Below are 12,539 nucleotides of genomic sequence, written 5' to 3'. Positions count from 1 at the left end.
ATCGGAATCATATAGCCCGCAGTGGGGACCATCAAGTCGGGAAATCCCTTATATTGACCCGGCAACCAACTAGAAATTCCACCACCGGTTTGATTTGCGCCTCGAAACTACGGGATAACTGGGCGAAGTAACCGGTATTTAGGGGCTTGCAGGTGGTTCAACCTGGCCTTTCCCCGTGCAGAATTCTACTGGTTTTGCGGATAAATACGCGTGGCTAAAAGTTTGTTCTCGCTCGACAAGCCCCTTATATCTGTAGGGATTTAGTCGAAACCTCTCCGCTTATTGTTGGGGGTAGGCCGCCTTTTTTCAAGAGCGCCCGCTTCAGCCCGCCCTGAATGGCACTTCGATATCGGCGATCAATGGAAGATGGTCAGAGGCCCTGCGGGTGAGTGCGGTGCGGGGAATACACACCTCCTTCACCGTGAGGCCGGCACTAAGGAATAAATGGTCAATACGCACCTTGAGAAACGTCCCCGTGGGGGTGTGCTGAGGGGCCTGTTCCTGTGCGTCGCGCAAATACCCCCCCAAACGTCTGCATTCGGCGGAATTGGGCAGGGCGTTGAAATCACCGAGTAAAATCCGCTCCCCTATGCAGCGAGGGTTATTCAGCCATTCGGGCCCCAGGAGGGCATCCACCTGCCGCAGGCGCTCGGCACGGGAAAGTCCCAGGTGTGTGTTGATGATTTGTAACCGGTTGCCATTGTGCTCAATCTCCACCCAGACAGCGCCGCGGGGCTCATTGGGAGCCAGGTTGAAAAGGCGGCCTTTATCCTTGGGTGGACCTGGTAATATTCCTCTCTTTACGAGCCGGACAGGCAAATGGGTGAGGATGGCGTCACCGTAACGCTCTTCCTCAAGGTTGATGGCCGGCTGGAAGTGCATTTCCATGGCTAGCAATCGCGCCAACCGTTCTGCCTGGTCCAGTCCTCCGCTGCGTTTGCGCATAACATCTAGTTCCTGTAGGGCGACAATATCGGGCCTGTAGCGGGCGATTACCCTGGCGATGCGCTGGGGTGAGAGGGTACCGTCCACGCCGCGGCAGCTATGCACGTTGTATGTCATCACTCTGAGGATTTCCTGTGGCCGCCTGTGTTTGTGCACCTTCATAGGGCGGGCGCCGCGCAGGTAGGCCCTGGCAGCGGAGCGCAGGTCCTGCGGGCGCCAGTATCCCAGCCTGGGGTCCGGTGGCTGGATATCCTCCGGCATCAGGGCAAAGGCCTGAGTTTCATTGGGCCCCGCACCACCATGGCTGCCGTTTTCCATCGCGAAGGTGAGTGGTTGTCGCTCCCCGGCACACCAGCCGTAGATCATGAAATCCCCGGCATCCGGGTGGCCGCATAGGCTGGCCATATCGGCGATGGCCTGATGGGGATAGGGATGCTGATCCCCCATCAATTTGCGGCCATCCTCCGGCAGGCGTACGGGGCCGTGTTTCCACCAGCCGTGCACTGGGGATGAACGAGACTTGGGGTCGACCCGATAGAGTACCAGCGGCACATGCGCCTGCTCAACGATGGTTCTGGCTACTTGCGACCTGCTGACGCCGGTGAGTTCCACATTGTAGAGCATCGCCAGTGGTCCGAGGGCCGTCAGGGCCAGTGGCCGGTTGCCCTCCTTTCGGGTGGCGTCTTCCGGCTCCCAGGCTTTATCCATCCATTCGCTGCCAAACAGGCGCTTTCGTTCCAGTTGAACGCCGCATGAGCCGTGCCCCGGCGGGATTTCCAGTGTTTCACACAGGCCCGACAGGGCCTCCGACAGGGCGTCCCCCAGGCTGCGGCCGTAACGCTCTGCATAGGGTTGTGTCTGCTCTTGGCCGTGATCCGAAAAGATCCATACATCGTAATGGCGTCGGTCTGCTGCGTGCGCCGCGCGCCAGATGCGCGCCACGGCATCGTCGATCCCCTTTAGTACCCAATGGGCAAAGGCCGAGCGCGGGCCGCGACGGTGGGACTGCTCGTCGTAGCCTAGTAGGTTGACGTAGATAATGGGCAGGCCGCGGGCAATATCGACCTTCACACCCATAGTACAGAGTTCCCGTGTGAGGATCGTGATGCCCACCCGCGTGGGGATAAACATCAGCTCTCTCAGCAAGTCCTGGCCCTGGATGACGCCGCGTACGAAGTCCACCAGTGAGAGTAACAATTCGAGCAGAATCAGCGCGCCGGTGCGAAACAGACTCCAGATATTGGTTAATATCAGCATGCAAACCGTCAGCGGGTTGGAGCTGCGCAATGCCGGCCCCCAGCCCTGGTCCGCTGGGCAGAAATGGGCTTCACCGGTCTGCGTACCCGCGCGGAACAGGCTCAGGTAACAACTGCCGCCGCGCAACAGCGGATCCCGCTGTTGGGTGTTGATTCTGCTTTCCACCAGTGCCGCCACTTCGGGGTCGTACATACGCCCGAGTTTCTGGGTTTCGTGAACCAGAAAACCAAACGCGGGTACGGCCTGGCGCACGCCGTAAAAGAGCTCGGCCTGCACGGCGGGCGTTGTTGAGGGCACGCCCGGATACAGGTGTTGCAAACGGTAGTGCTCCCTGCGCATCAGCCGTTTCAAAAAGGGCATGCGGCCCACTGCCAAAGCCTTGCGTAACTCGGGATAGGCGAGACCATCTATCTGGATAAGAATCAGCCCGGGAGCGTGGGGTTGCCGCCTGCTGCTGGGCAGGCCGAGTAGGTGCGCTATCCATTCACTGCGGCTAAAACGGCGGCGCCAGCGCCTGATGGAGAGACCGATTCGGCTTAACATTTGTGCGCTTACTGCTCCGGAGTTTGGCTGAGGGCTGCGCCTGCGGCCCCGGTCAGCCCCTCTAGAATCTCCCACTGAGCACCGATCAACTTGCCCAATCGCATCCATTGGGCATACAGGGAGTCATCCATGGGCCAACCGGACTTGAGCAGGGGTTGATAGAGGTCCAGGGCGCGCTGGGCACAGCTTTTCATGGAGAAGTCTTCTGCAGTACTGCGGGCTTGGCGTATCAGAGCGTGGCGGCTCTCCTGGGGAAGCTGGTGCAGCCAGTGGATTGCCTGGACAAAACTGCGGGTTTTCTCCTCTGTGACCAAGCGGCCATTGACTCTATCGCGCACTACCTCCCGCGCACCATTGGCGTTTAGGGCGATTACCGGGATGCCTGCGGCCATGGCTTCGGAAAGAACGAGCCCCTGGGTCTCCGTGGTGGAGGCAAAGACAAAAGTATCCATGGCGTTGTAACTATCCCGGTGCCAATTGCCCAGCACGGTGCCGGGCATGTGCAAACGTTCAGCGAGGCCCCGCTGCACAAAAATCTGTTGCAACTCTTCTTGCAGCGGGCCGCTGCCGGCGAAAAGGAAATGAGCGTTTTTCTCCGCCTGCAGGAATTCAGCCACGGCGTTACACAGAAAACGCAGGTTTTTTTCCCGCCCCAGGCGGCCGAGATGCCCCACCACAAATGCAGACTTGGGAATACCAAGTTGGCGGCGTACTTTGCTGCCGTCCCCATTGGCGTACTGTTCCAGTTGCACACCGGTAGGCACTTCGGCAATGGGCGTTTGCACACCCCGGTGCCGCAACAGCTTGGCGATACTTAAGCTGGGTGCCAGCACCAGATTCGCTAAGTTGGCGTAGCGGGTAGCCAGCTCGATCACAAAGCGCTTGAGGACCTGGGAGTCGGCCGGGACATAGTGTGTGTAGTGCTCATATAAGGTGTGGTGGGTAAATACCAGTGGCAGCTCCCGCTCCCGAGCCACCCGCAGGGCGGTCATGCCGAGCAGAAAGGGGTGGTGGGCATGCACGATATCCGGCTGGAACTTATCCAGCCGCTCACTCAGGTCCAGTGAAAAGGGCAGGGCGACAGAAAAGTCACTGCCGTTGAAATTCTGGATGGCGTGAATCCGCAGGACATGTTGTTCATCGGGTATTGTTTTCGGAAATTCCGGCGCAACCACCAATACCTTGTGGCCGCGATTGCGGTACTCGGCGCTGAAGGCAGCGATCGAATGCGCAACGCCACCGACGTGGGGCAAATAGGTATTGGTGAGCATGACAATATTCATTGGGCGCTCAACTCCACGTGTTGCAAGCCTTCCGCAACCCGTGTGGGTTTGTAGCCGGGAGGATTGACGCAAATAACTGGCGGCTTGCCATACCAGTCAGCTTTCCAGGATATTGTCGGGTTGATACCGGGAGTGATTTCCAGGGTGATGGCCCCAAATCGGGTGGGTGCGGGGCCGAAACGGATGGGTTTCCCGGAAGTGGTGTCGCCAATCCATTCCGGCGGCAGACCCGCGATTAAGACCAGGGTGTCCTGCTCTTCCCGGACAAAACAATTGCGCTGCATGGCAACCCATTCGGCTGCGGCCCAGGCGTGCTGCCCATCTCCCATACAGCCGCCGAGAGAGAGGGGGTGAATCGCCTCTGGCCACTGGCCTGTGGGAGAGGCGAGACGCGCTACATTCTTCATTAGCTCATGACAACGCCAGTCCCCGGCCCGCAACAGGACCTGAGCAATATGCAGGGTCAGGTAGGCGTTGATCCCCGAGTGGATCATATCCTGAAAAAAACCACCGCTGACAAAGCAGTTGTCGATCAGGTAGTCGGCCAGGTCAGTAAGGCGGGGATCGTCTGGGGGGTAGAGCTGCAGCGGATATCCGGCGACTATGGAGCCTATGGCACCCGCGTCCAGTCGCCGGTTGGGGGAGGCGGGCATCGCCGGGCGGTCCAATCTGCGCTCAGCACCGGCCAGGCTCTCGTTGATGGTATGCTGAAATGCACTGGCTGCAGCGTTAAAACGATGGGCGCTTTCGTCGATCCCCTCCCGGGTGCAGATGGCAGCGGCTGCCTGCAGGCCGGCCACAGCCCAAAAGTCATCCCAGTAATAGCAGTCGTTGGGACCCAGGTGTTCAGCGCTGAAACCAGCGGGAAGCAGACCGGCGCAGCGGCTGCCATCCTGCGACAGCCGTTTGCCGATAATCCATTTCGCACCCTTGAGCACGGGTTCGCACCAGGCCTGTTTTAGGGGTTTGTTGGTCATTTGGCAGTAGCAGTCAAAAATCCACAGAGCCTCCCCATTGGAATCCCATTCCCCGTCCTGGGAGTGAAAGAAACCGTCGCGTTTTTGTCGTTGGGGAAACTGGTCCAGTGCCCGCTCTGCCCGCTTCGTCAGCCCGGTAAATAACAGCGACTGAATCATAAACGTGGCATCGCGGAACCAGAAGCGCTTGTAGGTATAGGGGCCTGGATACACATCCTTGGGAGAGTGCAGGATCAGGGTGCGGATCGCAGCATCGTAGAGGAATTGGAAGTCCTTATCCGGCACCTGAAGGGCGCAGTGCCCCTCCAGGCTATCCTGCCAAGGTGTGGCAGATTTATCTTCGTGTGTATCGGTAGCCAGGGGAATAGAGACTTCCAGCTTGCGGGGTTTGTGCGGCTCAATGCGGAACATGGCTGCCGCCGTGGCCATGCCCACCTCACACTCCCCCTGCATACGTCCCTTCTCATCTTTAAGGTGCAGGAAAATATCGCCACTGCGGTAGTTGGACGCCAGGTGTTTGTCCGCGGCTTGTCCGAACTCAACAGCGGGCCCGCCCTCAATCAGCCATTGCCGGCGATTACTCGCCAAGCGCACCTTATGCACAAAGCTGACGCCCTCGGGGTTGCAGGGGCGCAGTACCACCAGCAGCCAGCCACCGCCGTTGCAGCTGGCGGTAAGCGCCATGGTGCAGCAGGGGCCTTTTGGCCGCACTTTCACCTGTACGCGATTGCAAAGCTTCAGGTTTTTATGGGCGGATTCAGTGACTACGGCAATATTGTCCAGATCCTGATACTGTTTGCAGTAGGGAAGGGTGGAGGGCGTCAATACATCGCCGGCGTCACTAATCACCCAGGCATCAATGGACCAGCCATCATAGTGGGGCGTGAGCAGTCCGCGGGGGTCCACAACCGGCAGCGCCTCGCAGTTCGGCAGCCCCACTGCGGTCCAGTTGCGGTGACTGAGGTTGCAATGGGTGATGGAGAAGGCGCGGGGTATAAAGGATTTATCCCGGGGATCGAACTGGCGCTGGATCCAGTAGGGCCAGACCCAGTCCAGATTGTGCTGAATGACCTTGCTGTTGATCAATGCGCGCGCGTGAAATACCGCTCCGGCCCGCAACAGTTCAATGGGTTCACTCACCTCCGAGGGCTCGGCAAAGCGCTGCAGATGCGCCATCAGTGTCAAAGGGTCCAGGAAGCCGTGGGCTGTGGCGAATCGACGTACAAAGAAGCGCCATGGCAGCCATTTCATCCAAGGCATTACAAATCCTCTTCTTGAACGATTCTTTTGAGGGCGCGACGCGCCATACGAGTGAGGCCGATCAAGGCCGCTACCGCCAGGACAAAACCCGCGATATACAAGGTCCATTGAAGGGGTGTGCGCTCTTCCACCTTGCCCAGAGAGGTCAGATCTGCGGCAATGGAGCCGACATAGACGTTGTTAACACTGAGGGGGATGATGCCGAGTGTGTTGCCCAATACAAAATCCCGCAGCCTTAGGGGTGTCAGCCCAAAAAAGTAATTGGAAAGTTTGAAGGGGAACAAGGGTACCAGGCGTGTCAGCATCACCATCTGCCACCCTTCACTCCGAATGACCTCGCCGATGGTTGCCGATTTGATATGAGACATCACCCACCGTGATGGCCGTTCACCAAAGAGATGGCGAGCGCTGAGGAAAGCGATAGTGGCACCGAGTAGAGTGCCGACGATCACCAGGAGGGAGCCTTTGGGCACCCCAAAAACAAATCCGGCACCCATGGTAAATATGACACCGGGCAGCAGCAGGATCACCGCTGCGGCCATAATCAGGATAAAAAGCAGGCTTGTTTGCCAGCCGCGGTCGTTGAGCCATTGGAGCAGCTCGATCAGTTGTTCATCCAGGTCAAAATAAAATAACAGGCTGAGCACTCCGGCCACGGCGATAAGGCACACAGTAAACGCTGCAACTGGTAGAAACTTCGCCGACATAAAAACTGTCCGGGAAACCCACGTAGTACGGATTTGATCGCCGCCAATTATTAGCCTAGCCAAAGGACAACGGCAGGTGAAACCTCATATTGACGTTTGGGGGATTTTTTAGGGTGGATTTGACGTAACAATGGGGGGATCGAAAGGATTCCTATGCAGGCAGCGTAAGCCTAACCTCCTAAGCTGTGCATTCTCGCAAAATTATAATTAAAAAATAAAAAGCTATAGCAAATGGGAATAGTTTGGGGAAACAACAGGCTGGCGTAAGGATAGGCGCAGTACCTGAGTGTCGGGTCAGCAGCACATATACTTACTGGGTCTTTCTTAAATACCTTTGCGCAGTGGGCGGACTTTTGCCGTTGTCGGGATAGGGGTAATCGTTGTTCAAGGGCGGCTTCGCAATATGGATGTTCGCCGGTGCTGCCTGGAGTGCCGTGCCCGAGCCTCTGTTGTCACTCAATGACGCGGTGGCAATGGGGGTGCGAACCAATCTGCGTGTGCAGAGCGCGACGCTGCAGGCGGATGAAGCCGGGGATAGCGTCGAAGCGCTCAAGACCCGCCGTTACCCCCATCTGGAAATGGATGCTGCAATAGAACATAACTTTACCCGCCAGAATTACACTTTCAGGGAGGGGACCTGGGTTCCCGACTCGCCTATCGGCCCCATTCCACCGGAAAATATCGAACTTGCCTCCAAAGAGGGAACCATCAAACTTTTCTCTCTGGGGGCCAGGCAGCCTCTGACACGCCTTTACACTATTGCACTGGAGATCTCTGAAGGCGATGTGAGCACCGATATGGCGGTGCAAAAAATACGTTGGACCCAGCAGGATGTGGCCTATCTGGTCAAACTACAGTATTTCGAGATAGACAGGATTCTCGCCGAATTGAATGCGATTGATGAGGCGATACTCTTTTTAAGTGTGCTGCGTGACGAGGTGCGCAACGATGTCGACCAGCAGGTGGCTTTGGAGTATGAGCTACTTGATGTCAGTGCGCGGCTGGCACAGCGCCGACTCGAACGCCGGAGGCGCGTCGATGCAATGGCAACTGCCAAGGAGCGCCTGAACGCACTGCTGGGGCGGGATGTGAAAACCCCATTTCAAATTGAGCATCTGTCCATTCCGCATCGGGTAATTTACGACACCAGCGAATCCCTCCAGCGTGCATTTGAACTGCGCGCCGATTTTCTCGAATCACGACTGGCAGTCAAAAAAGCGGTTTATAGTTACGAAGCAAAAAAGTCTGAATATATTCCGGATGTAGATCTGTATATTCGCTATTTCAGGCTATACAACACCCGGGTTATTCCCGATGCAGAGGCGTTTATCGCTGTGGATATGCGCTGGGAGTTTTTCGACTGGGGGCGCAAACGCGATGAATTGGCCGTTCGCACACACCGGATAGCGGGAGCCGAGGTGCAGGTAGCCGAGATTCGCAATCGGATTGAAATCGAGGTGCGGGAAAGCCTGCGCAAACTGCAGACTGCGCAGGAATCGGTTGGTGTTGCCCGAAAACTCCAGGCTGCCTATCGGGAAAAGGTGCGCGTAATGAGCAATCGCTATCGGCAGCAGACTGCCCTGCTGTCGGAGGTGCTGGAGGCGGAAACCCAATTGGATCGTGCCAACAGCAAGTACAACAGCGCTGTACTCTCTGTTTGGGGCGCCCTGGCGGAGTATCAAAAAGCCGTTGGGGAAGTGTAACGGATGTTACGTGTGTTTATTTATTGCCTCGCCCTGTTCAGCCTAGCGGCTTGCCACCGGGAACCGCCGGTAAAACAGCCCAGGCCAGTTCGGGTCTCTGTGGCCGATGGGCAGAGTGCTGTCGGGGGTTCTCCCTATTCCGCTGTGGTAACGCCCTACACCCAGGTCAATGTGGCGTTTCGTACCAATGGTTATATCGAGGAAATTTCCAGCCGGGAGGCTTTGGGGGAGGTTCGTATCCTGCAGGCGGGTGATTATGTTGCCGACCGGCAGATCCTTGCCAAAGTCAACGATGAGCAATACCGGGACAAGGTGATTGAGGCTGTCGCCAGGGTGAGTGAGGCGGAAGCGACCAGGCGTAAGGCCGATCTCGACTTCAGACGCGCTACGATCCTGTTTGCGGCGGCGAGTATCACTGCGCCCGATTACGATACTGCGCGACAGGAGTATGAGGTGAGCCAGGCCGCTGTCGTCGGCGCCAAAGCGCAGTTGGATAGAGCCGAAGAGGCACTGAACGATACGGTACTGCGCTCACCATTATCCGGCGTTATTCTCCAGCGCAGAATCGAGGTGGGCACCCTAGTACACCCGGAAACGGTGGGGTTCGTTGTGGCGGACGTCTTTCGCGTAAAAGTGGTGTTCTCGGTTCCGGATATTGTGCTCAAAGACGCAAAACCCGGGAGTGTGGTGACCATGCGCACAGAGTCGTTTCCCCACCAGGTTTTTTCGGGGCAGGTGACAGAAGTTGCACCGCAGGCCGATCAGCGCACAAGGGTCTTTGCGATCACGGTGACGCTCCCCAATCACAATGCTTTGCTTAAAACCGGAATGATCATGTCCCTCATCCTGGACAAGGCCAAGATTCCTCCCAACCAGGTGGTGATACCCCTGTCCTGTCTGGTGACAGAGTCTGTCGGCGGTACGGGATTTGCCGTGTTTGTGCTTGAGAGTGATCAGGGTGTATTGCGGGCAAGGCGGCGTTCGGTCATTTCCGGCCGGGTGCTCGGCAACGATATTGCCATTTTACAAGGGCTCACAGCCGGTGAACGGGTTGTCTCAACCGGTGCCGCCCAATTGCAGGATGGTCAGCCCGTAACAGTGGTGCCTTGAGGGTGGGCTATGGCAGGTGAGCGGAAAAAAAACAGGGAGGAGATGATCGAGGCTGAAAGCCGGCACCGCTTCAATACCGCGCGTTTCTTTGTCGAAAACCCAAGCATTTCCTGGGCGCTACTCACCGGCGTCCTATTGTGGGGGTTGTTTGCCTATCTGATGATGCCCAAAAGCAAAGATCCCAATATTCCCGTGCGTATTGCCATGGCCACAACCGAATGGCCGGGGCAGGGTGCGATACAGGTTGAGGAACTGGTTACCCGCCAGATAGAGAACGCCATTACCGAGAGTGAATACCTGCATGAGCCGGATGCCCGGACATTTGCGGTCAAGTCCCTGACACTGAACGGTATCTCCATGGTGCAGGCCCAGCTCGCACCCAAAACCGATGTTACCAAGGCCTTCAACGATCTCAATCTGAAACTGGAAGATACACAGAGCCGGTTGCCTGCCGGCGCAGAAATGACCCAATTGAATACGGAGTTTGGCGATACCGCAGCCGTGTTGTTGGCAGTGGCGAGCCCCAGGGCTGGGTCCACAGAGATCAGTTTGCATGCGCGCAATATTCGTGCGGCGATTAACGGCGTGCGCACTGAGCGCAAACAGCCCCCGCATGGGTGGCAGCGCGTTAGCATTGTCATTGGCTTACCATTTACGGTTGAGGGGAGGCGTTTTTTACCGTCTCTGAAGGTGTTCGCACAATGGCTGAAGTCAAAGGCTTATGGGGACGACTTCAAAATACTCAGTGGCGCCGGCTATATCGGGGTGGATTTTATTTCCGATAAAAATGACGCACAACTGCTACAGGGAGTTGCTATTTTCCTGCGGGAGCGGCTCAGTGCACAAAGGTTTTTCCCCGATGCCTGGGCGCCCTGTGTTGTGCGGCTTCCGGAGCATACCCGCGAGCGCCTTGACGCTATAGCGGGGGCCAAATACAGCTATCGCCAACTGGACGATTTTACCGATTTGATTGCGGCAAATATCCGTACAATTCCGCAGGTCAAGCGGGTGCTGCGTTCCGGGGTCCTGCGCCAGCAGGTTCACATTGTCTATTCCCAGGAGCGTCTCGCGTCTTACGGCCTGCGCCCAGACAGGATTGCCGCAACGCTCAATGCGCGCAACACAGTCATCCCCGGAGGCACAGCTTCTGTGGGGAATCTGAATATCGCAATAATGCCCAGCGGGGATTTTACCAGGTCCGGGGAAATTAATGATGTGGTTGTCGCACAAAATGCACAAGGTACGCCCGTCTATTTACGCGATATTGCCGATGTTTCCATGGGCTATCAAATTCCGCCCCCTTTGTTGAATTACTATACCAGCAGAACAAAGGATGGTCTCTGGCAGCGCAATCGAAGCGTCAACCTTTCGGTGCAGATGCTTGATGGCAAGCAGATTGGCCAGCTGGGGAAGAACCTGGACCAGCTTATTGAAAAGGTGCGGGCCGAACTGCCCGACGACCTGATTATTGAGCGGGTATCGGATCAGCCGAGGCAGGTGAGGGAGAGTGTCGGTTTATTTACCGAAGCATTGTTCGAAGCCATTGTTCTTGTTGTTATTGTCGCTTTTATTGGCTTCTCAGATTGGCGTACTGCAGTTTTGCTGATGGTCTGTATCCCCGTTACCCTGGCGATGACCTTTGGTTTTATTCATCTTTTAGGCATCGATATTCAGCAGGTTTCAATTGCCGCCCTGATCATCGCTCTGGGGCTTCTGGTGGATGATCCGGTAGTGGCGGGTGATGCCATTCAGCGGCAGATGAGCGTCGGCAAACCCTCAATGATTGCCGCTTGGCTGGGGCCGACGCTTCTGGCCAAAGCCATTTTTTTCGCGACATTAACCAATGTCGCCGCTTATCTGCCCTTCCTGTTGCTGACCGGAAACCAGGGGGACTTTCTGTACAGTCTGCCGATTGTTATGTCCGCCGCCCTGATTGCTTCGCGCATCGTTTCCATGACTTTTCTTCCGTTTATTGGCCAGTTGATACTGCGCCGGCCACAGCGTGCGCTACCCAGTCTGGAGGTGAGGCGCAGCCAGGGCCTGACCGGACAGTATTACCGTGCGGCCAGCTGGGCCATAGACAACCGCAAGCAGGTGCTCCTGGTAACGGCAATTATTCTCATACCGGGATTTCTGCTCAAAACCCAGCTGAAAAATGCATTCTTTCCAAGTGATATTCAGTATCTGTCCTATGTGGATATATGGCTGCAAAACGATGCGAACATTGATACAACAAACACTGTTGCAAAGCGGGCGGAGCGGGTGATTTGGGAGACCATTGAACAGTATCAACGGGAAAGAGGGAAAGAAAACAGTCCACCCATGCTAGAGTCACTAAGCGCTACTCTGGGTGGGGGCGCCCCCAGGTTCTGGTTCACAATAAATCCACAACAGCAGCAACCGAATTATGGCCAAATTATCATCAGGCTCAGTGACAAAGACTTAACACCCATACTTGTCCCCCTGATTCAGGAGGCGTTGAGTGAGCAGATTCCCGGAGCTGACCTGGATGTTCGCCAATTGGAATTAACGCCGGTCACTTATCCATTTGCGATTCGGGTTTCAGGCCGTGTGACAACAGGCTCTGAGCAGGAACGGGAAGACATCCGGAGTTATTGTCAATTTTGGTGTTCAAAAAGCCAGATTAAGCAGCGCTCTGGTCGGCTGTTGACACCTCCTCTCCATCTTTGAACTTCACTCCGGTGATGACCTTGGCCAGGCAGTCAAAGCCCCGGAGTTTTCTCCACTTTCCCT

General features: G+C 56.5%; 7 protein-coding genes. 3 read left to right on the top strand and 4 right to left on the bottom strand.

The genetic code is table 11. The features are described from left to right. Positions 1–321: 321 nt before the first annotated feature. The 4 genes from ACL7TT_RS04425 to ACL7TT_RS04410 are packed head-to-tail and all read right to left on the bottom strand — an operon-like array spanning position 322 to position 6,972. On the bottom strand, positions 322–2,745 hold the full coding sequence (locus ACL7TT_RS04425) for an endonuclease/exonuclease/phosphatase family protein (RefSeq protein WP_413393472.1): 2,424 nt from the start codon (positions 2,743–2,745) through the stop codon (positions 322–324). A gap of 8 nt (positions 2,746–2,753) precedes the next feature. Next, positions 2,754–4,028 (bottom strand): glycosyltransferase, encoded by a 1,275-nt coding sequence (locus tag ACL7TT_RS04420; protein ID WP_413393471.1) that lies wholly within the window; start codon positions 4,026–4,028, stop codon positions 2,754–2,756. Next, complete coding sequence (locus ACL7TT_RS04415; protein WP_413393470.1) at positions 4,025–6,265, bottom strand: hypothetical protein; 2,241 nt, start codon at positions 6,263–6,265, stop codon at positions 4,025–4,027. The genes ACL7TT_RS04420 and ACL7TT_RS04415 overlap by 4 nt, the downstream gene beginning before the upstream one ends. Beyond that, positions 6,265–6,972, bottom strand: coding sequence for a TVP38/TMEM64 family protein (locus tag ACL7TT_RS04410; protein ID WP_413393468.1), 708 nt, complete (start codon positions 6,970–6,972; stop codon positions 6,265–6,267). Before ACL7TT_RS04410 ends, ACL7TT_RS04415 begins: the two co-directional genes overlap by 1 nt. A gap of 380 nt (positions 6,973–7,352) precedes the next feature. On the opposite strand from ACL7TT_RS04410, the gene ACL7TT_RS04405 reads away from it, so the two are divergent. From ACL7TT_RS04405 to ACL7TT_RS04395, 3 genes are read left to right on the top strand one after another with little or no spacing between them, the layout of a single operon-like run. Further along, on the top strand, positions 7,353–8,675 hold the full coding sequence (locus ACL7TT_RS04405) for a TolC family protein (protein WP_413393466.1): 1,323 nt from the start codon (positions 7,353–7,355) through the stop codon (positions 8,673–8,675). Between the two features lie 3 nt (positions 8,676–8,678). After that, positions 8,679–9,785, top strand: coding sequence for an efflux RND transporter periplasmic adaptor subunit (locus ACL7TT_RS04400; protein WP_413393464.1), 1,107 nt, complete (start codon positions 8,679–8,681; stop codon positions 9,783–9,785). A gap of 9 nt (positions 9,786–9,794) precedes the next feature. Beyond that, positions 9,795–12,476: an efflux RND transporter permease subunit gene (locus tag ACL7TT_RS04395; RefSeq protein WP_413393462.1), complete on the top strand. Its 2,682-nt coding sequence runs from the start codon at positions 9,795–9,797 to the stop codon at positions 12,474–12,476. The last annotated feature ends 63 nt before the right edge of the window (positions 12,477–12,539 follow it).

It is taken from the genome of Microbulbifer jejuensis, assembly GCF_047289955.1.
In the GTDB taxonomy this organism is placed as follows: Bacteria; Pseudomonadota; Gammaproteobacteria; order Pseudomonadales; family Cellvibrionaceae; genus Microbulbifer.
This window is presented reverse-complemented; position numbering and strand designations above follow the sequence as displayed.